The organism is Methylobacterium sp. PvP105 (assembly GCF_017876975.1).
Lineage (GTDB): Bacteria > Pseudomonadota > Alphaproteobacteria > Rhizobiales > Beijerinckiaceae > Methylobacterium > Methylobacterium radiotolerans.
Genome location: NZ_JAGIPA010000001.1, coordinates 6,631,252 through 6,655,666, shown reverse-complemented (window position 1 = coordinate 6,655,666; position 24,415 = coordinate 6,631,252). Strand labels below are relative to the sequence as shown.

The 24,415-nt window shown below is 73.4% G+C and carries 21 protein-coding genes and 6 pseudogenes; 6 read left to right on the top strand and 21 right to left on the bottom strand.

Features of this window, described 5'->3' with window-relative positions:
- The 6 genes and pseudogenes from J3A75_RS36770 to J3A75_RS32200 all read right to left on the bottom strand — a co-directional run.
- Window positions 1–131: pseudogene (locus J3A75_RS36770) on the bottom strand (DUF2793 domain-containing protein); the annotation flags it as partial.
- An 18-nt stretch (window positions 132–149) separates the two neighbouring features.
- Window positions 150–4,058 (bottom strand): glycoside hydrolase/phage tail family protein, encoded by a 3,909-nt coding sequence (locus J3A75_RS32220; protein WP_071000408.1) that lies wholly within the window; start codon window positions 4,056–4,058, stop codon window positions 150–152.
- Window positions 4,059–4,363: 305 nt separating this feature from the next.
- Window positions 4,364–4,759 (bottom strand): hypothetical protein, encoded by a 396-nt coding sequence (locus J3A75_RS32215; protein WP_071000407.1) that lies wholly within the window; start codon window positions 4,757–4,759, stop codon window positions 4,364–4,366.
- 173 nt (window positions 4,760–4,932) lie between these two features.
- Window positions 4,933–5,400 (bottom strand): annotated as a pseudogene (locus J3A75_RS32210) (NlpC/P60 family protein); the annotation flags it as partial.
- Entirely contained in the window at window positions 5,397–6,272 is an 876-nt protein-coding gene (locus tag J3A75_RS32205) for a DUF2163 domain-containing protein (protein WP_012321887.1), read from the bottom strand. The pseudogene J3A75_RS32210 and the gene J3A75_RS32205, both read right to left, overlap by 4 nt.
- Before the next feature lie 14 nt (window positions 6,273–6,286).
- Window positions 6,287–6,928: a DUF2460 domain-containing protein gene (locus J3A75_RS32200; protein ID WP_059409911.1), complete on the bottom strand. Its 642-nt coding sequence runs from the start codon at window positions 6,926–6,928 to the stop codon at window positions 6,287–6,289.
- A 396-nt stretch (window positions 6,929–7,324) separates the two neighbouring features.
- On the opposite strand from J3A75_RS32200, the gene J3A75_RS32195 reads away from it, so the two are divergent.
- Window positions 7,325–8,242 (top strand): TauD/TfdA dioxygenase family protein, encoded by a 918-nt coding sequence (locus J3A75_RS32195; protein WP_053622349.1) that lies wholly within the window; start codon window positions 7,325–7,327, stop codon window positions 8,240–8,242.
- A 37-nt stretch (window positions 8,243–8,279) separates the two neighbouring features.
- On the opposite strand, the gene J3A75_RS32190 is transcribed toward J3A75_RS32195, so the two are convergent.
- From J3A75_RS32190 to J3A75_RS32160, 7 genes and pseudogenes are all read right to left on the bottom strand, one after another.
- The gene (locus J3A75_RS32190) at window positions 8,280–8,858 is read right to left on the bottom strand and encodes a phage tail tape measure protein (protein WP_071000406.1); all 579 of its coding nucleotides are present in this window, start codon (window positions 8,856–8,858) and stop codon (window positions 8,280–8,282) included.
- Window positions 8,859–8,867: 9 nt separating this feature from the next.
- A pseudogene (locus J3A75_RS32185) lies at window positions 8,868–9,032 on the bottom strand (phage tail assembly chaperone); the annotation flags it as partial.
- Window positions 9,033–9,085: 53 nt separating this feature from the next.
- Window positions 9,086–9,433: a gene transfer agent family protein gene (locus tag J3A75_RS32180; RefSeq protein WP_053622351.1), complete on the bottom strand. Its 348-nt coding sequence runs from the start codon at window positions 9,431–9,433 to the stop codon at window positions 9,086–9,088.
- Window positions 9,434–9,438: 5 nt separating this feature from the next.
- Window positions 9,439–9,849, bottom strand: a complete 411-nt coding sequence (locus tag J3A75_RS32175; RefSeq protein ID WP_012321882.1) for a phage major tail protein, TP901-1 family — start codon at window positions 9,847–9,849, stop codon at window positions 9,439–9,441.
- Between the two features lie 11 nt (window positions 9,850–9,860).
- Window positions 9,861–10,289 (bottom strand): DUF3168 domain-containing protein, encoded by a 429-nt coding sequence (locus J3A75_RS32170; RefSeq protein ID WP_012321881.1) that lies wholly within the window; start codon window positions 10,287–10,289, stop codon window positions 9,861–9,863.
- Entirely contained in the window at window positions 10,286–10,639 is a 354-nt protein-coding gene (locus tag J3A75_RS32165) for a head-tail adaptor protein (protein ID WP_012321880.1), read from the bottom strand. Before J3A75_RS32165 ends, J3A75_RS32170 begins: the two co-directional genes overlap by 4 nt.
- Window positions 10,640–10,662: 23 nt before the next feature.
- A complete protein-coding gene (locus J3A75_RS32160) occupies window positions 10,663–11,226 on the bottom strand; it encodes a phiE125 gp8 family protein (RefSeq protein ID WP_029361546.1) in 564 nt (187 codons plus the stop codon).
- A gap of 25 nt (window positions 11,227–11,251) precedes the next feature.
- On the opposite strand from J3A75_RS32160, the gene J3A75_RS32155 reads away from it, so the two are divergent.
- From J3A75_RS32155 to dps, 3 genes are all read left to right on the top strand, one after another.
- Complete coding sequence (locus tag J3A75_RS32155) at window positions 11,252–12,025, top strand: S1 family peptidase (protein ID WP_024828359.1); 774 nt, start codon at window positions 11,252–11,254, stop codon at window positions 12,023–12,025.
- Window positions 12,026–12,174: 149 nt separating this feature from the next.
- Window positions 12,175–13,086 (top strand): S1 family peptidase, encoded by a 912-nt coding sequence (locus J3A75_RS32150; protein ID WP_012321877.1) that lies wholly within the window; start codon window positions 12,175–12,177, stop codon window positions 13,084–13,086.
- 121 nt (window positions 13,087–13,207) lie between these two features.
- A complete protein-coding gene (gene dps / locus J3A75_RS32145; protein WP_012321876.1) occupies window positions 13,208–13,753 on the top strand; it encodes a DNA starvation/stationary phase protection protein Dps in 546 nt (181 codons plus the stop codon).
- Window positions 13,754–13,802: 49 nt separating this feature from the next.
- Here the strand turns inward: dps and J3A75_RS32140 are convergent, their stop codons facing one another.
- Genes J3A75_RS32140 through J3A75_RS32130 form a run of 3 tightly spaced genes read right to left on the bottom strand, consistent with a single transcriptional unit; the run spans window position 13,803 to window position 16,927 of the window.
- Entirely contained in the window at window positions 13,803–15,095 is a 1,293-nt protein-coding gene (locus tag J3A75_RS32140) for a phage major capsid protein (RefSeq protein ID WP_012321875.1), read from the bottom strand.
- A gap of 24 nt (window positions 15,096–15,119) precedes the next feature.
- A complete protein-coding gene (locus J3A75_RS32135; protein WP_209650905.1) occupies window positions 15,120–15,674 on the bottom strand; it encodes an HK97 family phage prohead protease in 555 nt (184 codons plus the stop codon).
- A 59-nt stretch (window positions 15,675–15,733) separates the two neighbouring features.
- On the bottom strand, window positions 15,734–16,927 hold the full coding sequence (locus J3A75_RS32130) for a phage portal protein (RefSeq protein WP_012321873.1): 1,194 nt from the start codon (window positions 16,925–16,927) through the stop codon (window positions 15,734–15,736).
- A 30-nt stretch (window positions 16,928–16,957) separates the two neighbouring features.
- Here J3A75_RS32130 and J3A75_RS32125 point away from each other — a divergent pair, with 30 nt between their 5' ends.
- The gene (locus J3A75_RS32125) at window positions 16,958–17,935 is read left to right on the top strand and encodes a hypothetical protein (protein ID WP_071000300.1); all 978 of its coding nucleotides are present in this window, start codon (window positions 16,958–16,960) and stop codon (window positions 17,933–17,935) included.
- Between the two features lie 580 nt (window positions 17,936–18,515).
- Here J3A75_RS32125 and J3A75_RS32120 read toward each other — a convergent pair.
- From J3A75_RS32120 to J3A75_RS32100, 5 genes and pseudogenes are all read right to left on the bottom strand, one after another.
- A pseudogene (locus J3A75_RS32120) lies at window positions 18,516–19,244 on the bottom strand (ATP-binding protein); the annotation flags it as partial.
- Between the two features lie 219 nt (window positions 19,245–19,463).
- Window positions 19,464–19,601, bottom strand: a pseudogene (locus J3A75_RS32115) (IS5/IS1182 family transposase); the annotation flags it as partial.
- A complete protein-coding gene (locus J3A75_RS32110; protein ID WP_043074888.1) occupies window positions 19,597–19,878 on the bottom strand; it encodes a hypothetical protein in 282 nt (93 codons plus the stop codon). The pseudogene J3A75_RS32115 and the gene J3A75_RS32110, both read right to left, overlap by 5 nt.
- 328 nt (window positions 19,879–20,206) lie before the next feature.
- Window positions 20,207–20,446 (bottom strand): annotated as a pseudogene (locus J3A75_RS32105) (transposase); the annotation flags it as partial.
- Window positions 20,447–21,056: 610 nt separating this feature from the next.
- On the bottom strand, window positions 21,057–22,181 hold the full coding sequence (locus J3A75_RS32100; RefSeq protein WP_024828366.1) for a mechanosensitive ion channel family protein: 1,125 nt from the start codon (window positions 22,179–22,181) through the stop codon (window positions 21,057–21,059).
- A 1,334-nt stretch (window positions 22,182–23,515) separates the two neighbouring features.
- Between J3A75_RS32100 and J3A75_RS32095 the strand changes: the two genes are divergently transcribed.
- The gene (locus J3A75_RS32095) at window positions 23,516–24,244 is read left to right on the top strand and encodes a hypothetical protein (RefSeq protein WP_043074887.1); all 729 of its coding nucleotides are present in this window, start codon (window positions 23,516–23,518) and stop codon (window positions 24,242–24,244) included.
- The last annotated feature ends 171 nt before the right edge of the window (window positions 24,245–24,415 follow it).

Genomic DNA, 24,415 nt, shown 5'->3' with positions numbered 1-24,415 from the left:
AGGTCCTTGTCCAGGCAGGCGAGCTGGACCAGCGCGTCGAGGAGGGCGAGCGCCTCGTTGTGGGTGACGTGCTTCTGCGCCTGGCTCGCGGCGATCAGCGGCAGGCCGAGAAGGGGCGTGGCGTCGGACATGGGGCAGCTCCCGGGCGGTCAGGCCGAACGGACGGGGATTCGGGCGCGGCAGGCGGGGCCGGGGCCGGCGACCGGCCCGATCTGCGTCACGGCCACGTCGAGATGCGTCTGGGCCCCGCCGAAATCGGCCGCCTCGTCCCCGTAGAGACAGTGCTGCGCCGCGGATCGGAGCGTGCGCAGGGCCGCGCCGGCGGCGGAGAACACCGTCACGGCGTAGGCGTCCGGCTCGTCGAGCGGGATCTCGGCCGGCTCCCAGGCGTCGCCGTCGCGGCGGGCCCGGCGGATCCAGGAGAGCCGCACGCCGTCCGCCGCGCGCCGCGCGCGCAGGTGGACCGGCCGCAGGGGCGTCAGGGCCGCGAGGCCGGCCGCGGCGGTGAGCTCAGTGACGGCCGGATCGGCCGGATCGCTGTCCGCCGGCCCGATCCGGTAGCGGAACGCGCGGCCGACCTCGTCCAGCCGGTCGACCAGGGGCGTCACGGCGCCGTCGTCGAGGCGCACGATCAGGCTCCCCGCCGGGCTGACGCGCCCCGCCGCCGCCTCGCTGCCCGCGAGCCCGCGCAGGAAGCCGGACAGCCGGTAGGTGTCGGGCCCGGTCAGGACCGCGGACGCGGCGCCGAGCAGCTCCACGGCTCCGTCCGCGCCGAGCAGGGCGAACAGGTTGCCCCCAGCGAGCATCGCCCCCTCCCCGATCGACGCGAGGGCCGCGCCGCGCCGCAGGGCGACGTCGAGGTGGACGCCCCTCTGGATCCGCCAGAGCGGGCCGGCCGGCAGCGCCGACAGGGTGCGCCCGAGGCAGGCCGGGTAGTCGACGACGCGGTGCAGGGCGAGCGGCCCGTCGCCCGCGGCGCGCCAGATCGCGACCGCGCCGGGCCAGGGCTCGGCCGCCACCGCGCAGTATTGCAGGGTGACCGGGTCGCCGCGGTCGACCGGCAGGTCGAGGGCGAGGGCGAGCGGCGGTCCCGGGAAGGCGGGCGGCGCCACCGCCGCCTGGGCCATCGGGCGGGGCACCCCGCGCCCGGGCCCCGCCCGGGGCGGCACGCCGCTCGCCTCGATCCGGCGGCCCGTGGGCGCGTCGTCGATCCGGTCGATCCGGCGCAGGACCGTGCCGCCGGGCACGTCGGCCGGCACCGCCACGAGGTCGCCGGGCTCCAGCTCGACCCGGCGCGGGCTCACGGTGAACACCGCGCCGTCGCGGGCCGCGATCAGCCGGTCGAGCAGCGCCTCGGCGAGGCCGTCGCCGGTCTCGCGGCGGGTGACGATCGCCGCCTCGATCCGGGTCTCGCGCCGCCGCTGGCCGGCGGGCCGCACGGCCGAGGCCGCGGCGCGGCGGTAATCCGGGCTCTCGGAATCGGTGATCCCGAGCTCCACGGAGCGCGGCAGGGCGCTCTCCTCGGCCCGGACCTGGTGCAGGACCGGCCGGTCCTCGGACAGCCGGACGAGGTCGGCCTCGGCCAGGACCGCGGGCCGGTCGCGGCGGGGACCGCGCAGCCGCAGGGTCCCGGCCACCGCCGAGACGTCGAGGCCGTAGACCTGCGCCAGGGTCTCCAGGGCGCCCCGCGCCGTGAGCGGCCGGTCGATCACGTAGCCGTCGAGATAGGCGGCGGCCTCCACGGAGACCGGCGCGTCGAAGCCGAAATCCGCGAGGATCTTCAGGACCAGCAGGTCGAGGTCGCAGCCCTCGATCCGGCCGGTGATCCAGTGGCCGACGCGCCAGTTGGCGGCGTCGGCCCACACGCCCCGCACCGTCGGGAAGGCGGGGAAGGGCCGCGCGTCCCAGGCCCAGACGAAGATCCCGTCGGGATCGACCATGCGGCCGCCGTAGACCGGCGAGACCGGGTTGTCGGCCTCCCGGAAGCCCGGCACGGCCGGGTCGAACCGGGCGATCACGGCCTCCAGCCCGCGGAGCTGGATCAGCTCGTCGCGCAGGGCGCGGGATTCCGGCGGGAAGGCGCTCTCGGACGATTTCGGGTCCGGGAAGACGTTGGGGCCGTTGGTGCCCTTGTCCACCGCCGGCACGCCGATCTCGGTGAGCCAGATCGGCTTGCCGGCCGGCACCCAGGCGGTGGTGCGGGTCTCGACGCCGCCGTCGCGCTCCACGTGCGGGCTCGACCACCACGCGACGAGGTCCTTGGCCCGGTAGATCCAGGGCTTGCCGGCGGCGCCGTCGGTGATCGGCCGGCGCCGCTGGGCGGCGCGGTCGGACGCGTCGGCGTAGTACCAGTCGAAGGCCTCGCCGGACGCGCCCCGGGCCTTCAGATAGGCCCGGTCGGCGATGTCGCCGGTCACCGCGAGGTCGGCGTGGTCCGGGTCGTCGCGCCAGTCGGAGACGGGCGGGTACCAGTCGATCCCGACGGCGCCGATATTCGGGTCGGCGAACAGGTCGTCGAGGGGGAAGCGCACCGTGGCGCCGCCGTCGCCGACATGGGCGCCGTACTCGGTCCAGTCCGCGCCGTAGACCAGGGTGACCGCCGGGCCGAGGCGGTCGCGGAGCGCGGCGGCGAGGTCGCGCAGCGCGCGCACCGCCGGGTAGCCGGCCGCGCCGCGCACCCGGGTCAGGCCGACGAGCTCGCTGCCGATCACGAAGGCCGCGAGCGGCGCGCCCGAGGCCGCCCAGCCGGCCGCGAGGTCGGCGTAGTGCAGGACCGCGGCGCGGTAGCCGCCCGCGAAGAAGGCCGCGACCTGCGCGTCGGCCGCGGCGGTGCCGTCCGGGCTCCCCGGAACGCCGGGAGCCGGATCGCAGGTGATGCGGCCGCGCCAGGGATAGGCGGGCTGCGCGGCGCCGGGGCTGTGCGGATCGGGCAGCGCGTTGCCGGCCGGCACGTCCATCATGACGAACGGGTAGAGCGACACCGCGAGCCCCCTTCGCGCCAGCTCGGCCACCAGCCGGGTCAGGCCCGCATCCGCCGGGGTGCCGCCGTAGGCGGGGCTGCCGTCCGGCAGGGTCGAGACCGTCTCGGCCCGGTCGCGGGTGATCCCGGCGACCCGCCAATCCTCCGGCCGGGCGCGCTTGTCGGCGGCCTCGACCTTGGGCACCACCCGGCAGGATCCCGCCCGCAGGTCGGTGCCGAACCACGTCGCCACCACGGCGACCCGGCGCAGGTTCGGGCAGAGTGCCTGGAGGGCGTCGAGCGAGGCGACGACGTCGGTGCCGCGCTGGAGCTGGTGCCGGTTGGCGGCCTCGGTGCGGCCGAGCCCGAGATCGACGGTGACGCGGTCCGGATCGAGGCCGAACTCGCTGGCGCCGGGGATCAGGTCGACGGCGCGCACCCGGTCGAACAGGCCGTTGACCGGGCGGATCACCTCGAAGGCGAATTGCGGGACGCGGTTGCCGAAGGCCGCGAGGGCCAGGTTCTCGAACACCACGTAGGCGAGGCCGCGATAGGCCGGCGCGTCCCCGGCCCCCTCCTTGGCGACGATCAGCGGGTCCGGCTCCTGGCCGGGGCCGCCGGTATGGACCCGCAGGGTCAGGCCGGCCTGGTCGATCTCCCGGCCGTCCGCCCAGATCCGGCGGACGCAGGCGATCTCGCCCTCGCACAGGCCGACCGCGAGGTTGGCGAAGTAGCTGTAGCGGGTCGTGACGGTCTTCGGGCCGCCCGCCAGGCCGCCCACGCCCTTGGCGGGTGCGGCGGCGCGCTGCACCGCGGTGTTGGCGAGCTCCAGCGGACGGGTCGCCCAGATCAGGGTGCCGCCGATCCGCGCCCGCCCGTAGACCCGGGGGATCGGATCGCCCTCGGTGGAGGTGAGCCCGGCGACGTCCGCGAGCCGCGGCCCCTCGACGAGGCGCGCGTGCCGCCCGGACCCCGACAGGGCGCCGCCGAGGGCCGCGCCCGCGACCGAGCCGAGCGCCCGCCCGACCAGGCCGCCGATCGGGCCGCCGAGGGCGGTGCCCGCGGCCGCGCCGGCCGAGGACAGGATCAGCGTCGCCATGACGGGGCTCCGGGCCAGTTTGATGCGGATCTCGGGTGGGCTTTATCGGGCGAGCCGACCCATCGGGCTCTCGGTGGCGCCGCGCCAACCCTGTAAAGGATCGCCGCGACCGCTGGGGGCTCAGAGAAGCTGAAGCCGCGCGGACCCTGGGACCTCGGCGAGCCCGCGTGTCGGATCTGGGGCGCGGAGCGATCCATCTGCGCGGCATTGACCTGCCCGTCGCGGCGACCGCAACGCGGGCAGCGCGGGGTCAAGGATCGAACTTCCTGCCGTCCCGGAGGCGTCAACCGTCCGAGGCCCGCCCCTCAGTCCGGGACGAATCCGGTCGGAGTTTTCCGGAAGCGTGTGTCACCGACACCGTAGCCGCGGCCGCCCCGCTCCCACCGGACGACATAACCGTCCGACGTCGGATAGCCGCAGATGAGACGCATCCATGGAAGGCGCTCCTGCTCGGGACCAATGACATCCGTTCTGAGAAACGGCTCGCCGGGATCCGCCATGCGCCCTGGCAACGCCCTCACTATTCCGCCGGGAAGCTCGGCCTGCTTCCTGGCGATTCGAGCGTCCGAAGAGCCACATTGAATCGCGGGATCCACCGGCTGGGCATGCGCCGCGATCGAAGACAGCGCAGGGATCAGCCAGAGCAGGATTGACTTGAGGCAGATCGGCATATCGACCCGAGGGATCAGGGCACCATCCATCGGCCGCGCCGTCTCGCAGCCTGCGCGCCCTCCTCACAGGCCTGCTGACGCGGCCGCCCCAAGCTAGACTCGAAGTCGGAGCCTGTCTCGCCCGCGAAGCTCAGCGGCACGTGGTGCCGTCGATCGGCGACGACCGACGAATCCTGCTCCAGACCCTCCGCAAGTCCGGCCATCTCCGGAAACCGGAACACCCCCGTCGCGTGCCGCCGCCACCACGCGGTCAGCGCCACCTCGGCGACCGCCGCCCCGTCGTGGGCGTGGATCATCGCGCCGTCGCCGGTGGCGATGGCGCAGTGGCGGGCCGGCAGGTGGCGGCGGAAGGCGAAGAGCAGGACGTCGCCCGGCCGCGGCGCGCAGGCCGCGGGCCTATCCGGCACCGGCACGAGGTGGCGGGCGGCCGCCTCGGTCAGGGGGTCGGTCCCGGGCGCGGCCGATTCCGCCCAGGTGCCGGAATAGGGCGGCGGCGCCTCGGGCTCGGCGCCGTAGAGCCCGCGCCAGACCCCGCGCAGCAGGCCCAGGCAGTCGCAGCCCACGCCGCGCAGCGACGCCTGGTGGCGGTAGGGGGTGCCCAGCCACAGCCGCGCCTCGCCGAGCGCCGCGACACCGATCTCTCGGCCGATCTCCCGCCGCATCGCGCTCATCGGAACAGGCTCCCGCCGTCGAGGACGTGGTCCGAGCCCGGGACCGACCGCATCACCGCGTCGTTGCCGGGCATGTGCGGGAAGCCCTGGAAATTGACCGCGTTGGCGAAGCGGTCGCGGCAGGTGGCGAGGCGCTTGTCGCACCCGGCCGTGAGGCTGAACCCGTCGCCGGGATCGACCGGCCGGGGCGGCGCGGTCCAGAGCTCGATCAGCGGCCCGAGTTGGAGGCGCACATCCGCCGCGAGCCCGGCATTGGCGCCCGTGGTCCAGGTCAGCCGCCCGCCGGTGAACAGGCCGTCCGCGAACGGTCCGGCGAGCGTCGCCGCGAGCGTGGCCGGCTCCGGGACGCCGGTCACCCGGCCGGCGGTCGTCCACGCGCCGCGGTCGACGCGGCAGCGCCCGTCCCCGAGATCGGCGCCGCAGGTCGCCCGGTAGGTGCGGCCCCGCTCGGCGCCGAGCCGGTGCGTCAGGCCGCGCAGCTCGGCCACGAAGGCGTCCCCGTCGCGGCGCACCTCGCCGATCGTGGCGACGTCGAGGAGGAGCCGGGTCTCGGGCTCGGTCCAGTCGACCAGCCAGGTCTCCACGGCGGCGCCGTCGTAGAGGCCGCCGGCGATGTCCGCCTCGGTGAGGCCGAGGCCGCTGAGCGCCCCGGCGACGTCGCCGCCCGAGACCGCGAAGCCGAGCTCGGCGCCGGCCTCGGCCGCCTCCAGCCCGGTGCGGGCGGCGTGGACGAGGCCCGCGACGGTGAGGTCGCGGTCGTGGTCGGTGAAGCCGAGGGCGAGCCCGTCCCGCCGCCGCAGGGACCAGCAGCGGCACAGGGTGGTCACGCCGCCGGCGAGGTGGGCCGCGAAGGCCTCCGGGATGTCGCGCATGGCGTCACGCCTCCTCAGGGCACGATCTCGACGAGCGGCACCCGCGGGATCTCCCCGGCCGTGAAGGCGGCCAGGTCGACGGTCAGCGCGTCGGTGTCGAAGCGGACCGGCACGTCGAAGCTGAAGCCCGCCGTCACCGCGGTGCCGGGCGGCGGGACCTGGCCCGCCGCGAAGGTCACGAGACCGGTCGTCGGGTCGCAGGCGAAGCCACCGGGCTCCACCTCCCGGCCCGCCACCGCGACCCGGACGCTGCCCGCCACCGGCTTGGCGATCCGGCGGCGGTAGGGCGCGAAGCCGGACCCGTAGGTCTTGAGCAGCGGGAAGGACGCGGTGGCGCCGTCGCCGGTGCCGAGGGGCTGATCGAGGGGGCCGATCGGTCGGCCGGGCGGTCCGGACCGGCTGTCGACCCGGTCGCGGAACCGGAAGCCGTAGAGCCGCCCGCGCCGCTCCTCGAAGAAGGCCAGCACGGCGTGCAGGGCGTCGAGGCCGCGCATCCCGAAGCCGGCCTCGTAGCGGCGGCGGGAATCGGCCCAGCGGCCGTTCCGGTGCTCCCGGCCCGAGGCCAGGGTCACGATCTCGGTGAGCCGCTGCGGCCCCCCGCCGGCGCGCAGGGACACGTCGAGGGGGAACAGCACCTCGTGGAAGTCTTCGGCCATGGCGGGCCACTCCGGTTGGGGTCGCGCTGTTGCCGCGCCGGTCGTCCGGGTCCTCACCGTCGTCGCGCGCAGCGAAGCGACCCAGGGCAGCGCGACATCGGTGACCGTGGCGCCGCGGGATCGCGTCGCTCCGCTCGCGGGGACGATCGCGGTGCCCCGCCTCGGCCGGCCCCCGCGCGACGTCGGGGAACGTGATCGCCGCCGGACGGGACCGGCTGAAAAGAGTCTTCCGGGCGAGACCGGAAAATAAAAAACTCCGTTCATCGACAAAGGACAGCGATCGATCGAAGATCGACGTGCCGGAGCGGAGGTCGTCCGAAGTTCTCCCGGTCCGAACACCTCGGTTCATCGCGCGATCCGCGCATCCCGTCGCCGCCCTGCCTGGGAAACCTTTCGATGAGCGCCGTCCCCCAGCCCCTCCACGCGCCTGTCCCCGCCCTCGACATCCGCCGCGTCGCCGGCCGTCTCGGCGCGGAGATCCGCGGCCTCGCCCTCTCGGGAGACCTGGACGACGGGACGGTCGCGGCGATCCGGCAGGCGCTGAACACCCACAAGGTGGTGTTCTTCCGCGACCAGGACCTCGACGAGGCCGGGCAGGAGGCCTTCGGCCGGCGCCTCGGCGACCTCGTCGCGCATCCGACCGTCCCCTCCCTCGCCGGCACGGCGGGGGTCCTCGACATCGACGGCAGCCGGGGCGAGCGGGCGAGTTCCTGGCACACCGACGTGACCTTCGTGCCGGCCTACCCGGCGCTCTCGATCCTGCGGGCCGTGACGCTGCCGCCCTACGGCGGCGACACGCTCTGGGCCAACACGGCGGCGGCCTACGCGGACCTGCCCGAGCCCCTGCGCGACCTCGCCGACAAGCTCTGGGCGCTGCACTCCAACGTCTACGACTATGTCGGCGGCCGGGTGAACGTGTCGGAGGCCGGGCGGCGGCGCTACGACGAGGTGTTCACCAAGACCGTGTTCGAGACCGAGCACCCGCTGGTCCACGTCCACCCGGAGACCGGGGAGCGCTCGCTGATCGTCGGCCACTTCATCCAGCGGATCCTGGGCCTGACCACCGCGGATTCGCAGCATCTGCTGGCGATCTTCCACGACCACGCGACCCGGCCCGAAAACACCGTGCGCTGGTCGTGGCGGACGGGCGACGTGGCGATCTGGGACAACCGCGCCACGGTCCACCGGGCGGTGGACGATTACGGCGAGGCGCCCCGCGTGGTCCGCCGCGTGACGATCCAGGGCGTCGCGCCGGTGAGCGTCGACGGCCGCACCAGCCGGGCGCGGGAGACGCAGGCGCGCGAGGCCGCGTGACCCGCGACGGGCCGCGCGGCGGCCGTGCCGGCCGCCGTCACGTCGCCCGCTGGCCGCGCGCCACCGCCCGGGCGAGGCTCGCGGTCACCTGCGCCTCCGAGCGGCGGAAGGCCCCCGGATCGGGGGTCGCGATGTTGACCGTCACGGAGACCGGCCGCGTCGGGGCGCCGCCCGCGGCGACGCCGAGGCGCCCGTCCGGCCCGCGGCCGAGGGGCAGGATCGCCTCCGGGCCGGCCTCGCCCATGAGGCCGGCACCGCCCGCCATCGGGAAGTAGGTCGGGGCGGCCACGACGCCCCCGGCGGCGAAGGGCTGGACGCGGCCGCCCCGGAACACGCCGCCCCGGGCGAAGCCCGTCTCCGCGCCGGAGCCCAGCATCGCGCCGACCAGGCCCGTGAGGCCCGACTGGATCGGCCCGGCCGCCGCCCGCGCCGCCACGCCCGCGAGGCGCGCCCCGATCGTGCCGAGCACGCCGTCGAGGCTGCGGCCGGACGCGGCCCCCCGGGTCAGCGCCGTGTCGAGGCTGCGGCCGAAACTCTGCGCCAGCCGGTCCAGGGTCTCGAGCTGCCGGATGCGGTCGTCGGCCTGCGGGTCGGTCTGCGCGTCGGTCTCAGCCATGGCGGCGCCTCACGGTGGGTCGGGATGGGCGGCGAGGAGCCGCGCGAAGGCGGCCCGGGTCAGAGGTTCCGGGCCCGCGCGCCGGCCGAGCGCGGCGGCGAACTCGCGCGGCGTCGCCGACCAGAAGTCGCGGGGTCGCCAGCCCAGCGCGCCGAGGCCGAGGGCCAGGGCGTCGTCCCAGGGGAAGCGGTCCGGGGCCGGACGCGGCGGCTTGTCCGCGCCCGGCCCTAGGGAGGGTTTGCCGGGCCCGGCGCCTCCCCGCCCGGCGCTTCCCCGAAGGCGGCCGCCAGGACGTCGCCCAGGGCGACCGAGACGGCGTCGAGCCCGCCCGCCAGCGGCAGCCGCGCCACCGCCGCGTCGTCGAGGTCGTGGCCGCCGCCCCGCAGGGCGACGCCCAGGAGGGCGATCAGGTCGCGGGCCGAGACGCGCCCGCCCGCGAAGCGCGCGGCGAGGCCCGCGAGGTCGCCGGCCTGGAGCGCGGCCTCCAGCTCGGCGAGCGCCCCGAGGGTGAGGCAGAGGGTGTAGCGCCGCCCGCCGAGGGTGAGCGGCACCTCGCCGCGGATCCGGTTGGCCACGGCGCTCAGACCGCCGCGAAGGCGAGCGCGCCGCCGGATTCGAGGCTCATGTCGAAGGTGACCTCGCCGGCATGGTCGCCCCGGTACTCCAGGCTCGCGATCTGGAACGGACCCTCCAGGATCCCGAAGGCCGGGATCACGATCTGGAACGCCTCGACCGCGCCCTCGAAGAACAGCAGCCGCAGGCGCGCGTCCGAGGCCTGGTCGCGGAACACGCCGGAGCCGGCGATCGCGGCCCGCCGCACCCCGGCCCCGGCGAGCAGCTCGCGCCAGCGCCCGGCGGAATCGGCGTTGGTGACGTCGACGGTCTCGGCGTTGAGGGTGATCTGGCGGCTGCGCAGGCCCGCCACCGCCGCGAAGCCGCCCGCGCCGTCGCCGGCCCGGATCAGCAGGTCCTTGCCCTTCTGCGCGCCCATCGGCACCCTCCTCACAGGTTCTCGGTGACGGCCTCGACCGTCAGGGTCGCCCGCGCCTCGCCGGTCCGGGCGTCGCGGTGGGCGCGGACGGCCCGCACCCGGAGGGTGACGAGCCGGCAGCCAGCCAGCGGCAGGACGAGGGGCGTCGCCCCGTCCGCGAGCAGCGCCGCCATCCGCGCCGCGGCGTCGAGGGCGGTGCGCACCGAGCCTGCCTGAGCGATCACCGCGATCGCGTGGCTGTGCCGGTGGCGCTCGGCGCCGTCGACGGACGCGTCGGTGATCTCGGACTCGCCGAACAGCGCGTAGACCGGGAGCGTGCCCCGCGGCGGCTCATCGTAGAGCCGGACCCGGCCGCCCAGGAGGGCGGCCAGGGCGGCGTCGGCGGCGAAGCGGGCGATCAGGCCGGCGCGGAGCGCCAGGAGCGGGCCCGGATCGCTCACGACCGGCCCTCACCGGGCAGTTCCTCGACGTGACAGACCAGGTCGCGGCCCCGCGCGTCGGGCTCGGCGACGGCGCGGATCGCGAAGCGGCGCGGCCCGGCGGCGAGGCGCATGGTCGGGTCGAGCGCGGCCCGGCTCCGCAGGGTGACGCGGTAGGCGGGCCGCGTGTCGGTGCGGCCGCCGGCCGGGCGGTCGGCGAGCCCCGCCGGGGCCATGGCGCCCCACAGGACCGGGCCGGCCACGTAGCGGCGCAGCACGCCCCCGAACCCGTCCGGCTCTTCCAGGGGCCGCTCGAGCACGAAGCGGCGGCGCCGCGCGCCGAGGGCTGGGCGTTGGGGCGAGATCGCCATCGGGGCAGCTCCGGGTGCGAGGATCACAGCCGCAGGCGCCGGAACGGCGCGGCGAGGGCGGCGGTGTCGGTGCGGGCGGCGTCGGGCTCGTCGCCGCGATGCTCGTAGCGGGCGGCCGCGAGGCGCAGGACCGCGAGGCGCAGGGGCTCGGGGAGCGGGGGCCCGTCGCCGCCGTACCCGGCCGCGACCTCGATCAGGATGGTGCGGCCGGCGGGATCCGGCGCGGACGGGTCGACCCGCAGGGACGGCGCCCCGTCCGGGTCGGGGCCGAGGCGCACCAGCCCGGCGTCGAGGTCGGTGACGCCTCCGGACGGATCCGCGAGGCCGGCGCGGAGGACCGCGACCAGCGGGCTCAGGGGCAGCGGCACCTGCCCGTCGGGCGGCCAGGCGGACAGGGCGATCCGGTACCGCCCCGGGACCAGGATCCGCCGGGTCTCGACCTCCAGGCTCGCGCGCGCCGCCGCGATCAGGGCCTGGAGCAGGCCGTCCTCGTCGGCGCCCGCGTCGGAGTCGACGCGCAGGTAGGCGCGCAGGTCGGGCACGCCCACCGGCTCGACGGCGGCGGCGGCGATGCGTAACGGGATCATCGCGCGTCTCTCTGCAGGTGGTCCGATGACGATCTCGAAGCGCCGCCCCGCGGCCCGCGCCGCGCCGGCGACGGCCCTGACGGCGATCCTGGCGGCGATGCTGACGGCGATCCTGGCTCTCGCGGCCGTCCCGGCGCGGGCGATCGTCGGCGGCACCGAGGCGCCGGCCGGCGGGGCCGTGATGGTCCTGTCGTCGAGGGGCGGCGTCTGCACCGGCGTGGTGCTCGCCCCCGACACGGTGCTGACCGCCGGCCACTGCCTCGCCGACGCGCGGGAGCACCGCGTCCATTTCCGCGACGCCGCCGGGGCGCCCGTGCTCGTCGACGTCGCCGCGCAGGCGCTCCATCCGGGCTACGATGCCGGCGCGGCCGCGGCCCGGCGGCGCTCCGTCGACCTCGCGCTGCTGCGCACCGCGACGCCGCTGCCCGCGCGCTTCGCGCCCGTGACCCTGAGCGCCGCCCCGGCGCGGGCGGGCGAGACCCTGACCCTGGCGGGCTACGGCGCGGCCAGGCCCGGCGACCCGCGCTCCACCGGCACCTATCGCAGCCTCGGCCTGCCGGTGATCGAGCCCTACGGGCCGAGCCGCATCCTGGTCTGGCTCAAGGGCGCGGGCGGCGGCGCCTGCCAGGGCGATTCCGGCGGCCCGATCGCGGGACCGGACGGGGCGGTGCTGGCCGTGTCGGCCTGGATCGGCGGCGCCTGCGGCGGCCTGACCCAGGGCGTCCTGGTGGGGCCGCAGCGGGGCTGGATCGACCGCGTGCTCGACGGCTGGAACCGGACGGCGCGCTGGGCGCAGTAGCGTCGCGGCGCGGTGCGCGCAGGGAACCTCAGCTTGGCCGGGCTATTGCCTTGCTCTAGGCTCGCTTCCTCTAGGGTGCCGTGCCCTAGGCCGTCTCGGCGCCGCCTCCGGCGTCCCCCACCCGCGCCCGCGCGCGCCCGGAGTTCCCGATGTCCCCTCGCCCGATCCGAAAGGCCGGCCCCCGCGAGCGCAGCCTGCGCGGCGGCCTGTGGGGCGGGATCCTGGGCCTGTCGCTGCTCGGCGCCCTCGGCGGCCTGCTGCCCACGCCCGCGGCGGCGGTGATCAACGGCACGACGACGCGGGACCCGAACGGGGCGCGCAGCTTCGTGGTGCGGATCGAGAGCACCGAGGGCGAGATCTGCTCGGGGACGCTGATCGCCCCGGACCTCGTGCTCAGCGCGGCCCACTGCGTGATGCGGCCGGCCGGCTACACGGTGATCAGCGTCGACCGGAACTTCCGCCAGCACCGGACCGCGGTGATCACCGCCTCCATGCACCCGGACTTCGTGCCCGGGACGACCCCCGAGGACCAGCCCGGCGTCGACCTGGCGCTGCTCAAGCTCGAGCAGCCCCTCGGCACCGATTTCGTGCCCCTCGATCCCCGGGGCGCGGCCTCGATCACCGACGGGCAGCCCGTGGACATCGCGGGCTTCGGTGTGGTGGCCGAGAATCGGCGGAACTCGGCGCGGATCCTGCGGCTCGCCCACCTCGTGTCGATCGGCTCGCTCCAGGTCGCCAACCGGGTGACCGTCGTGACCGATCGGCGGCGCATGGCGGAGACCTCGGGCGCCGGCGCCTGCCTGGGCGATTCCGGCGGCCCGATCCTGACCGGCGGCCCCGGCGGCTACCGGATCGTCGGCGTGGTGAGCTGGTCGAGCGGCGCCCTGCAGCAGGGCGCGCGCCGGACCGCCTGCGGGGGCTTCACCGCCGTGACGCCGGTCGCCGAGCATGCCGGCTGGATCGCCGCGCGCTCGGCGGAGCTGTCGCGCATCCAGGTCGGCGAGACCGCGCCCCGCGGCAACCGGTCCGACTGGATGGCCCGCCCGGGCCGCCGGCGCTAGAACGGCCCGGCCCCGCCGCGGCAAAGCCGCCGCCCTCCCGCGGATCCTTCGCGCCTGCGGGAACCTGGGGGCCGATCGGCACTTTTCGCATCCGAACCTTACCGGCTCACGGAGCGAGAGCATGGCCGACACCGGCACCAGCAACACCCCGCGGACGCACAAGACCCGCAACAACACCGACTCGAACGCCAAGAAGGTCTCGATCGAGGCGCTCAACGCGCGGCTCGCGGACGGCATCGATCTGGCCCTGGCGATCAAGCAGGCCCACTGGAACCTCAAGGGCCCCCAATTCATCGGCGTCCACGAGATGCTCGACGGGTTCCGCACCCAGCTCGACGAGCTGAACGACAGCGTCGCGGAGCGCGCGGTCCAGCTCGGCGCCACGGCCTTCGGCTCGACCCAGGCGGTCGCCGAGCGCACCAAGCTGCCGGCCTACCCGACCGGCATCTACGCCATCGCCGACCACATCGCCGCGCTGATCGACAGCTACGCCGCCTACGCCAACGCGGTGCGGCAGAACATCGACGAGACCGACGAGGCCGGCGATCCCGACACCGCCGACCTGTTCACCGAGATCTCGCGGGCGGTCGACAAGCACCTCTGGTTCCTCGAGGCGCACGTGCAGGAGCCGACCGGCACCCTGCGCGACGGCAACGCGGGCCGCTGACCGCCGACGCGGGCCGCGGCCACGCCGCGGCCCGCCTTGCCGTGGGCGCTCAGGAGAACTTCAGGAGCTTGAGCGCGTCGAAGTCCTGCACCCCGCCGCCGACGCGCCTGGTGGTGTAGAACAGCACGTAGGGCTTGGCCGAGTACGGGTCGCGCAGCACCCGCATCCCGGTCCGGTCGACCACGAGGTAGCCCCGGCGGAAATCGCCGAAGGCCACCGACAGGCTGTCCTTGGCGAGATCCGGCATCGCCTCGGCCTCGGTGACCGGGAAGCCGACCAGCGTCGCGGCCCGGCCGGCGGCGAGCGGCGGCTGCCAGAGATAGTTGCCCTCCGAGTCCTTGAACTTGCGGATCGCGCTCTGGGTGCGCCGGTTCATGACGAAGCCGGCATTCTGCCGGTAGGCCGCGCGCAGCCCGTAGATCAGGTCGAACAGCACGTCCCCCGGGCTGGCCGACGGGAACGCCCCGGCCGCCCCGGTGGCGACCGTGCCGATCTTGCCCGGCACCCAGGCGGCGTTGGCGACCGTGTCGTAGCTCAGGAAGCCCCGCGGGCGGCTCGCGCCGTTGCCGGACACGAAGGCGACGCCCTCCTGCTCGGCGAAGGCGGTCTCCACCTCGGCCGAGAGCCACGCGTCGAGATCCACCACGGCATCGTCGAGGAGCGTCTGGGTGGCGGCCGGCATCGCGTAGAGCTCCATGGCGGGGAACGCGATCTCCGACAGGGCCGGCGCGGCGGTCTCGGGCCGCGGCGCGGTCTCGGCGGCCCAGCCGGTGACCGGCGCGCCGACCGAGACGGCGCGCTTGTACTGGGCGCCCGAGATCGCCTGAACGCTGGCGATCGACCGGATCGGCGAGACCTGGCCGAGGCGCGTCAGCACGGTCCGCTCGATCGTGTCGGGGACGAGGTAGCCGCCGTCCGGCCCGGAGCCGGCCGACAGCGCCTTGGCCTCGAGGCGCTTGAGCCCGGCGCTCTCGCCCGCCCGGACGTAGAGGTCGAAGGCGGCCTTGTGCTCGTGCGCGGTCCCCGGCCCCCGCGCATCCGGCTGCTCGAGGGGCGGCCGGGCCCGCTCCAGGGCGATGCGGTCGAGGCGGGTGCGGGCGGCGTCGAGGGCCGCGTCGATCCGGGCGAGCTTCTCCTCGGTGAGCACGTCGACGCCGAGGCGGCCCTCGATCCGGTCGATCCGCGCGTCGTTCGTCTCCTTGAAGGCCGCGAAGGCGGCGGCGAGCTCGTCGAGGGCGGAGCGGACCGGGCCGCCCTCGGGGTGGGCGGCCTTGTTCTCCAGCGGCGGCAGGCCGCGCGGCGGCGCGAGGGCGGGTTCGGCGATCGGGGTCTGGGCGTCCATGGCGGGCCTCGTCGGGGGTGGAAGTCAGGATCGCGCGGCCGGCAGCGGCCGAGTGGCAGGTCTCGCGGCAGGTCTCGCGGCGGGTCTCGCGGCGGGTCTCGCGGCGCGCGGCGGCGCGATCAGGCCGGCGAGGTCGCGGATCGCGTCGGCCTCCGGGCCCGGGCCCGGAACCGGGGTTGGGCGCGCCCTGGCCCCCGGCTGCAGCGGGAAGGTCACGAGCGAGATCTCCCAGAGGTCGACCTGCTGGAGCCGGCGCTCGCCGCCGGCGCCCTTCCGGGCGCGCAGCGTGCGGAAACCGATCGAGAGCCCGTCGAGGCCGCCGGCGCGCATCAGGGCGTCGACCTCCCGGGCGCGCCGCACGGCGAGGTTGAGCTGGCCCTCCGCGAACAGGCCGCGGCCGTCCTCGCGCAGGGCGAGCCAGCGGCCGATCGGCTCGGCCGGGTCGTGCTGGAACAGGAGCCGCACATCCGCGGCCCCGCGGCGGGCGAGGCTCGCCGCGAAGGCGCCCGGCACCAGCACGTCGCGGCCGAGATCGGGCACGCCGAACAGGCTGGCATAGCCGGAGAAGTGGCCGTCCATAGGGGATCCTCGGGTGGGCCGGTGAGGGGACGTCCGCAGCCGACGCGGAGACCCGCGCCTCAGGGAGTGCCCGGCGCCGGCGGCATCGCGGGCGGGTAGCCGACGGCCTCCCGCTTCTCCGCCACCGACAGGAAGTCCGCGGCCTGGACCCGGCGCCACAGGGATTCCCGCTCGCCGGCGAGCGCCTCGATCCGGTCGAGGTCCGGCTCCAGGTCGATCGCGCCGAAGGCGGGCTCCAGCCAGCCGGCCAGCGCCTGGGCGGTGCGGGCCGCGAGGGGGACCAGGGTCTGGCGGTAGAGGGCGCGGTTGGCCTCAGCGTAGTTGGCGTGGGTGTTGTCGCCGGGGAGGCCGAGCAGCAGCGGCGGCACGCCGAAGGCCAGGGCGATCTCCCGGGCGGCCGCGTCCTTGGCCGCCACGAAGTCCATGTCCCGCGGCGAGAGCGCGAGCGGCTTCCAGTCGAGGCCGCCCTCCAGCAGGAGCGGCCGGCCGGCATTGGCGGCGCCCTGGTAGTTCGCCTCCAGCTCCGCCTTCAGCCGGTCGAATTGCGGCTCGGACAGCGTCGCCCCGGCGAAGACGAGGGCGCCGGACGGACGGGCGGCGTTGTCGAGCAGCGCCTTGTTCCAGGCGCTCGCGGCGTTGTGGATGTCGAGGGCCGCGGCCGCCGCCGCGATCGGGGCGAGGCCGCCGGTCTCGTCCTCCGGGTGGAACAGCGCCAGCGCCAGGATCGGCGCCACGGCGGTGCCCGGCTCGGGGAGGTCGAACCGGCGGCTGCGCCCGCCCGCCGTGTACAGGTAGGCCGCCGGCCAGCCGTCCGGGCCCGGCAGCGCCCGCATCCGCCCGGGCCGCAGGGCCTGGAGCGCGGCGACCCGCCCGTCGAGGCTCACCGCCTCCAGATAGGCCGTGCCGGTGAGCAGGAGGTCGGCGTAGAGCGTCTCCAGGAGGTGCGGGCCGCTCTCCCGGGGGTTCGGCCGCGCCAGCAGGGCCAGCAGGTCGCCCGCGCGCGCGGCGCCGGGGCCGGTGGCGATCAGCGGCAGGCTCGCGGCGCTCTCGGCGACGAGCCGCACCGCCCGGTGGACCACCGGGTTGGCCTGGTAGCCGGCCCGGGCGAGCGCCGCCGGATCACGGGGCGTCCAGCTGGCCCGGCCCTCGGCGTAGAGGGCGAAGGCCGGGGCCGCGGCGGCCTTGGTGGCGAGGGCCGGGCCGCCGACGGCGCGGCGCGCCACCCGCGCCAGGCGTTCGAGGAGGGTCGACATGCCGGTCCGTTCCTGAGCTATGGTCACGCGATGCAGCCCCGGATCCCCACACGGCCCCAGGCGCGGTTCCGGGCGCGCGCCCGCGCCGCCCGTCTCGGCGGCCTCGTCGCGGCGCTCCTCGCCGCGCCGGCCCGGGCGGCGGATGCGCCCGCCCCCGTGCCCCTGTGGCCGGAGCCCGACGGGACGCTGATCCTGGCGCACCCCTTCGGCCGGTCCGAGATCAGCCTGCGCCTGTCCCGGCGGGTCGCCGGGGCGGTGGACACGCTGACCTGGGACGGCGTCACCTTCCTCGCCGACACCGAGCCCGGCGACGCCCTGCAGGCGCGGGCGGAGGTCGGGTCAGGCGCGGGCTGCCGCCGTGCGAGCGAGGCCGGCACCCCGCAGGACGGGACCGGCGCGCCGGCGGCCCGCCGGCTCCGCGCCCTGCGCACCGGCCGGAGCTGGGCCGAGACCGAGACCCGCATGGCCTGGGACGGCGCCGCCGACCCGGCCGACGAGCTCCCCTCGGACTGCCCGACCGCGCCCGCGAGCCCCGCGATCCCGGCCCCGATCCTGCGCAAGCGGGTCGCCCTCGGCCTGCCGGGCCTCGGCAACGCCGTGGAGGTGCAGACGAGCTTCGTGCTGGCCGAGCCCGCGGCGGCGCTCCGCCTCGAACCCCTCGCCGCCGCCGTGCCGGCGGACTTCTCCGCGGCCTGGCGCTTCGACCCGGCCACCGGCGGGATCGCGCCCCTCGACCCCGGAGCGGGGGAGCGGCCGGACCCCGTGATCCTGGCGACGCCGGAGGGCTCGCACGCCCTCGCGGTCTGGGCGCCGGGCCCGCCGGAGCAGGAGCCCGACGCGCCGCGGCCCGCATTCGCGATCGCCCCCGAGGCCGGGGCGAACCGCCTCAGCTGCCGCTTCCGGCTGGCGAAGGCCGCCGCCGGCGCGCACGACTTCGCCTGCTACGCCCTGGTCGGCGCCCTCGCCGACGTCCGGGCGGCCCTGCGGAGCCTGACGGCGCCCCCGTGACGGCCCCGGCACCCGCCCGTGCTGGAACGTCCGGACCGACGAACCGACGGCGGCTCCGATGGACGGGAGGCAGGCCCTCGAACTCGCGGTCTTCGTCGTCGCGCCCGTCCCCTTCCCCCGCTGCGGGATGCGAGCCGCGCGGCGCTCGCGGCGCGCCCAGGGCTCCCGCCCCTCCGGAGCCGGCAGCTTTGCTTCGGGCGCCGGCGGCGCCTGCGGCGGTGGCGGCGGCGATGGCGGCGGCGGGGGCGACCGGGCGCTCGATCGGGCTCCCGGCGGCCAGGCACGCCGATGTGCCGGCGTCGGGCACCGATGACCGGTCAGGATTGAGGGTCCGCCCGCGGCGCCCCGGAAGGACGGCGCGGATCATCCCGACAAATCCGCCGCTCAATCTGCCCGTCGCCGCCGCGCAATAAGGAGAATTACGGTGGGGATTCCCAGCACAGGACCGCGTGCCGTGGCCTGATCGCTACAGATTTGGCGCACGACATTGTGTATACAGCATGCAGTTCGTTCCAGAGACCACGAACCGACTCCGGCGCGCTTCTCCCGAAGCGCGCCGAATTGTTTCGGGCCCTCCCCGTCAGAGCCGCCGGATCCGCGGCGCGGCCCGGGGCTCCAGCATCAGGTGCGTGAGCGCCCAGACCAGGGCGTCGAGGCGGTCGGGCGACGCCCCGCCGGACAGCCCGTCCGGCCCGAAATCGCACAGCTCGTCCTCCAGCGCCGGGAAGGCGCCGACATGGTGGACCAGCCCGCGGGCGTAGAGCAGCGAGACCGGCTCGGCGCGCAGGTACTTGCCCCGCGTGGCGTGGACGCGGGTGACCGGCACGGCCGGGTCGCACTGGCCCAGCACGGCGGCGGCCATCTCGCCGCCCTGGTTGACCTCGACCACGAGGGCGTCCGCCCGGAGCCGGTGGTAGAGCGCCAGCGCCGCGGCCGCCCAGGCCTGCGGGGTGGCGCGGGCGAGGCTCGCGTCGGCCAGCACGTAGGCGTGCCCGCCGGCGCGCCCGGCCGCCACGATCCCGCAGGCATCCGAGCGCGCGCCCGAGGCGGCGGGCGGGTCCACCGCCACGACGATCCGGCCGAGATCGGGGGCGGCGGCGATCCGGTCCGCCTCCAGGGCGGCGCGCGTCCACAGGGCGTCGTCCCGGTCGGCGATGAGTTCGCCGTCGAGTTCCTGCCGGCCGAGCCGCGTGCCGGCGTAGCGCCCGACCACCTGCTGGAGGAAATCGGGCGCGAGATGCGCGGCGTTGTCGTGGGTCCGGGCGCGGCTCACCACCGTGCGCGGGTCGGCGAGGAGGCGGCGGTGTAGGGAGTTGGAAAAAACTGCCCCCGGCGGCTGACAAATTCCCAATGCCAAAAAGGGGTTAGGCAAAACCCTGTTTAAATTACACACCCCCGTCCCGCGGAAAAAGCTACCCATCCCACGAATATGATCAGAATAAATTGCCCCGGCGCGTCAGACCCCGCGGCAAGGCGCACGAAGTTGTACCGCGGCGGCCATCCGGCTCCTTAGAGTCCGTCCGAGAAGTCAGGCTGATCGGGCGAGGCGCCTGACGAGGATCATGACGGCTGCGGCGTAGAGGAAGGCTCGTGCGGAGGCGAGTGTCGCTTCCGGATCCTTCCAGAGGCGTCGATTGCGGCTGATCCAGGCGAAGAACCTCTCAACGGTCCGCTGTACAACGTTGCCCTCTGCGAGCGTCGGCCTGATCCGGCCCGCTCGGGGGTGGTGGCACGCGGAAGACGATCTCGATGTGGCCATCATCGATCTCGATGCGCCGAACCATGAGACGAAGAACATCGCGCTTGGCCGTCCAGTCCAGAACGTTGAGGCTCTCGCGCACGCGAGCGGAGAAGAGCTCCAACTGGCCAACAATCAAGGTCAGTTCGCGCTCGGCTTCGCTCGCAGCCCGGATCTCCTCGCGCTGCTCCTCCAGTTGCGCCACCCGACCCCCTCAGATCGGCGATGCGCGGCTCGAACTCGCTCCGTTCGATCACGCCCTCAGCATAACCGTCGATGAGCCGACCGATCCCGCGCCGGAGTGTGGCGATCCGGCGCTCCGCCTCGCCCAAGTCCGCGGCACTGCCCACCCTGGCGCTCACCGCAGCTAAGCGTTGCTGGTATTCGTGGGCCACCCGCGCGGGATCGTTCAAGATGGCCTCGACCTCGGTCCAGACAGCGCGCTTAAGGCGATCGCTGCGGACGGGCCGGTTGGTGCAGACCGGCTTCCCATCGAACCGATGGCCGTCGCTGCCGATGCAGCGATAGGCACCGTAGCCGAACGTGGTCGAGCGCGGCGGCAGATCCTTGGGGATCATCCGCCAAGAGATCCCACCTCTCAGAACGTAGAAGATGGCGTTCAGGACCTCCCGTGTCGTCCAGAGCGGAGGCCGACCACAGGGCGCCGGCCTCGGCATCAGTGGCGCGATCACCGCCCACTCGGCGTCGGTCAGTTCGGTTTCATAGCGAAGGCCCACGCGGCTATGCTGCCGCCGGGTGGTCGGGGTCCACATGGCGCTTCCAAGTCAGGCTTCAGCACCCCCCTGGAAGCATCGCCATCCCGGCCACTCAACCCCGCTTCAGACCCTTACCGGACGGGCTCTTAGGGGCGCGGTGCTATGATCGTGTCCAGCGCATGCCCGGCCAGCGATTGATCTCACGTTCCTTCAAGGCAAGGTAGACCGGATGCATGATCCAAGATAGCCATAAGTGCTCCGTTCCGACAGCTTCAATCACTCTTCAAATCCAGACAGCGACGGAAGCGGCTGGCGCGCATGCGATCCCATGCATCTAACACCGGATCGAGAGGTTTCATGGCCGGGGACGATCAAGTTAAACCGGCTGATGCACAACTCAAGGTCAATATGGCGTCGGGATCGTGGTCGTTCCTCAAAGCGCAGGCTGGCCGGTCCGTTGGCTACATAAGCCAAGCATGGGAATCGGCGGTGCTCCCATCCGAACTTCCGTCGTGTCACGGGTGGTCGTGTAGCTCGCGGGGGTGGGGGGCATCGGCGAATGCCGGGTAAGGTTCGGCTGCGAGCACCTGCCTCAAACCTAGAGCCCCCGATGATTGACGAGATGATGAGCGTTCGCGGCGTGTTGGTGAAGTGCGCCGACGCCGAACTACTGTGCCGGGGCGCAGCCTGCTGACTGTGTTGGACGGTCACGATCGATTCGGAGCCATTCCGTCCTATACCGCGGCAGCGCGCTGGGCAGCTCGGCCTGCAGGAAGCCGACCATCTTCTCCCGGACTTCACATCGCAGATCCCAGGCCTGCGAAGCATTGCGAGCGCTCATCAGCATTCGAATTTCAATCACGTTCTCTCGCACGTCTGAGACCTGGAGATTCACGACCTTTCCGTCCCAGAGATTTGATTGCGCGGCGATCTCTGCAAGCTTTTTCCGCATGGCTGGGATTGGCGCGGTGTGGTCGACGTAGAGGAAAGCGCTTCCGATGAGCGACGAACCCTCGCGCGTCCAGTTCTGGAATGGCTTTTGAATAAAATATGTCAGTGGCACGACAAGCCGACGCCAATCCCAAAGCCTAACAACCACGTACGTCGAGTTGATTTCCTCGACCCAACCCCATTCGTTCTCAACGATGACCGCATCTTCGATCTTGATAGGCTGCGTTATCGCGATTTGGATTCCGGCAACGAGGTTCGAGAGTACCGGCTGCATCGCTAGACCGAGGATCAGGCCCGCGGCTCCCGCCGAGGCCAGAAGGCTTACGCCGTATTGCCGCACGGGCTCGAACGTCATCAGGCACACGGCGACCGTAATCAACGCCACGAGCGTCACGGCCGCGCGTTCGAGGAGGCGCACCTGGGTGAAGTGCTTGCGCGCGAGAAGGTTGTCTTCAGCGTCGAGTTTGAATCGCCGCAGGTAAATGACGGTAGCGATGTGGATCGCGATGCAGCAGCACCAACCGGCGAGCGCAACGAAACCAACGAGCAGAAGATGGTTCACCAAGACCCGGACCTCCCGGGACACCGGTGCGACGGCGGAAGCGGCACCAACAGCGACGATGATGAGGCAGAGACGGGTGGGACCTTGCGTCCGTCGAACGAGTGAGCGCCAGAACAGGCCTCGGTCTTGAGACGCTCGTGTCAGGAAGCGATACGCGAACTGATGAAGTGGCAGCACAACAACAAAACATCCGAGAACAAGAGCGACACTCTGCGCCCAGCCCGGCAACCAACGCAGCCATCGCATAGCGTCAGTAAGCACAATATCCGCATGCTGCATCGACTCTCCACATCTTGTAAAATGAAGCGTGACGCGCGAGCGACGGGGAAGACGCTTCCGCTCGAACTGTCACCCTCGTTGCCTACCGACCGCGAGTGCCGTCGGTGTCGTCGGCCCCAGGACGCTCGACACCAATACGATCAACCGGTGAATACACGTCTCGGCAAACAGGCGTGACATATTGGACCGCCTTATCGGAAGATATAATCCGGCAAGTGATCGTAGTCATCGCGGCGACGGAACATAATGCTGCAGGACGGCGCGGACTGGCCGATCCCACCTCGCCCACGAACTGGACCTGCCGCGAACGCCAGGTTCCGGAGGCGAGACAGACGGCGGTCGCCTCGAATGTAGCCGACCGTCTGTTCGTCCTAGTGAGGGCGCGGCCGGTGTTGCCGCCCTCCTGCGAACGGGACGGCCGGCAGGAACGTGTTGGAGCGAGGACCGCGATGGAGGCCAAATCTCGCAGACCCGTGACTACCCCCTCGGAATGCGCGATCGCCGCCGGGAGGCGAACCATGGTCGCCTGCCCGACCCCAGTCCGGACCACCGCCATGGCCGCCACGCTCGAATGCGAGGGCGGCGGTCGCACTCGATACTGTCGCGACGAACATGAATGCGGCCGTCAAGTACTCGACAGTTTGTTTCATCATCTAAAACTCCGTGTCGGCTGCGGATTGTCTGGAGACGTTCGAAAGTTCGGATAAACGGACGCGGTCTGGCTCTCGAAGACTACGATAGCTGGGTGGCCGAGCACGGCAGGGCTCGGTATTTCTGAGCCGTTTTGCCGAGGCGTCGATCCTCCTCGGCCGTCTCCAGGGGGTAATCCTTGGCATATTCGGCGTCGGTCGAAAGCGCGACGATCAAGATAGATCGCGGGTTTGTCTCCAGATCCTCGCGATCGTGACAAAGTGTGTCTGACCGAACAATTCCGCCGTTGGCCCGAATCTATCAGTTACCCTTAGGTTGTCGCATCCATCTACACTCACGCAATATGCCCCACGATGCTCCGATCCCTTCGGAGCATTTGCATAATCGCCAAGAATGACCCGAAGCACTCTCAGTTTTGCCGAGGCGTGCGCGCAAGAGCGCGTCGAGGTGCTCACCTCGGTGCAGCGCCGGCCGCAGGACCACGCGAGAGAAGTTGCGCCTGGTCGAGCCGACGTATCTCCCCGGCCAATCCGTCTGGCTCGGTGATCGCGCCCGACAATGACGCATCAGGCGTCCGCGGCGTCAGCAGCTAAACTCTGAAGCTGCATGGCGCTTGCGCCGCCCTGACGTTTGTCCCTTGCATGATCAACCGCGAACCTCGCTGCGACACACAGGAGGTTCCCATGCCCATCGCCACAGAAACATGCGTCGCGAATGTCGAGATACACGAAACTCCTTTCGGGACGCGCCACGTCGCGGCCGCGTTCGGCGACGAGGTGTGGGTGAGCGTCGTCCCCTTGGATTCGCTGCCCTACACATTGACGGATAGGCCTTACCTGCGGCCGCACTCCCAAACGGTCATGTTCACCGTACTTCGGTCCGAGGACGGCAGCCGCGATGTGGTGCTGCGCCACAATCCCAGGAGGCGGCCGCCGGCGATCGACGCCGCGTTCAACCATGCGCGGGGGCTCGCGACCGCCTACGCAAACGATCATGCCGGCTACATGGACGAGCTGCGCGTGACCCAGCGAGACGAACGGCTCGCCGAGCTTGCGAGGCTCGTCGCCAATACACCGACGAGGAACGAGAAGTGGCTCACCGATGAGCTCAAGAGGAAAGCCGAGGGCAAACTAACGATGCTGCCCGAGGCGTGGCAGGAACTGATTCGCGGGACGGTGCCAACGCATCAGGGGCTGCTGGCCGCCCCTGAGCCGCTCGGTCCGCTGCTGCGCCGAAATTCGCCTGAAAACGAAATCGAAAAGCTGGTCTTCCAGGTTTGCGGGCACTTGGTCGGGATTCAGCGCATCGAACACCAGGAGGAGCAGATCAGGGCTAAGTACCTCGCCGAGGCCGAATCGTTGCGCGATGAAGCGGACCGAGAGGCGGTTCCGTCGGGTCCATCCCTTCCTTGATCTCGGCGGCTGCGGCGACCTGCTCCGCGACAGCACGCCCGAAAGCGTCCGAAACGCCGCGAGCGCCGCGCATCGCGACATTCGCGGGGTGGCTGACGGCCCCACGGCTACCCTGGACCGACGCGGGCTCGGAGGCCCGGTCGGCCCGACGATCGTGAGTCGCACTATCTG

Bases quoted from the DNA above. Each gene is read 5' to 3' on its own strand.
- J3A75_RS32220 (WP_071000408.1), bottom strand. From the start codon at position 4,058: ATGGCGACGCTGATCCTGTCCTCGGCCGGCGCGGCCGCGGGCACCGCC.
- J3A75_RS32215 (WP_071000407.1), bottom strand. From the start codon at position 4,759: ATGGATGGTGCCCTGATCCCTCGGGTCGATATGCCGATCTGCCTCAAG.
- J3A75_RS32205 (WP_012321887.1), bottom strand. From the start codon at position 6,272: ATGCGCGACATCCCGGAGGCCTTCGCGGCCCACCTCGCCGGCGGCGTG.
- J3A75_RS32200 (WP_059409911.1), bottom strand. From the start codon at position 6,928: ATGGCCGAAGACTTCCACGAGGTGCTGTTCCCCCTCGACGTGTCCCTG.
- J3A75_RS32195 (WP_053622349.1), top strand. From the start codon at position 7,325: ATGAGCGCCGTCCCCCAGCCCCTCCACGCGCCTGTCCCCGCCCTCGAC.
- J3A75_RS32190 (WP_071000406.1), bottom strand. From the start codon at position 8,858: ATGGCTGAGACCGACGCGCAGACCGACCCGCAGGCCGACGACCGCATC.
- J3A75_RS32175 (WP_012321882.1), bottom strand. From the start codon at position 9,849: ATGGGCGCGCAGAAGGGCAAGGACCTGCTGATCCGGGCCGGCGACGGC.
- J3A75_RS32165 (WP_012321880.1), bottom strand. From the start codon at position 10,639: ATGGCGATCTCGCCCCAACGCCCAGCCCTCGGCGCGCGGCGCCGCCGC.
- J3A75_RS32160 (WP_029361546.1), bottom strand. From the start codon at position 11,226: ATGATCCCGTTACGCATCGCCGCCGCCGCCGTCGAGCCGGTGGGCGTG.
- J3A75_RS32155 (WP_024828359.1), top strand. From the start codon at position 11,252: ATGACGATCTCGAAGCGCCGCCCCGCGGCCCGCGCCGCGCCGGCGACG.
- J3A75_RS32150 (WP_012321877.1), top strand. From the start codon at position 12,175: ATGTCCCCTCGCCCGATCCGAAAGGCCGGCCCCCGCGAGCGCAGCCTG.
- dps (WP_012321876.1), top strand. From the start codon at position 13,208: ATGGCCGACACCGGCACCAGCAACACCCCGCGGACGCACAAGACCCGC.
- J3A75_RS32140 (WP_012321875.1), bottom strand. From the start codon at position 15,095: ATGGACGCCCAGACCCCGATCGCCGAACCCGCCCTCGCGCCGCCGCGC.
- J3A75_RS32135 (WP_209650905.1), bottom strand. From the start codon at position 15,674: ATGGACGGCCACTTCTCCGGCTATGCCAGCCTGTTCGGCGTGCCCGAT.
- J3A75_RS32130 (WP_012321873.1), bottom strand. From the start codon at position 16,927: ATGTCGACCCTCCTCGAACGCCTGGCGCGGGTGGCGCGCCGCGCCGTC.
- J3A75_RS32125 (WP_071000300.1), top strand. From the start codon at position 16,958: ATGCAGCCCCGGATCCCCACACGGCCCCAGGCGCGGTTCCGGGCGCGC.
- J3A75_RS32100 (WP_024828366.1), bottom strand. From the start codon at position 22,181: ATGCAGCATGCGGATATTGTGCTTACTGACGCTATGCGATGGCTGCGT.
- J3A75_RS32095 (WP_043074887.1), top strand. From the start codon at position 23,516: ATGCCCATCGCCACAGAAACATGCGTCGCGAATGTCGAGATACACGAA.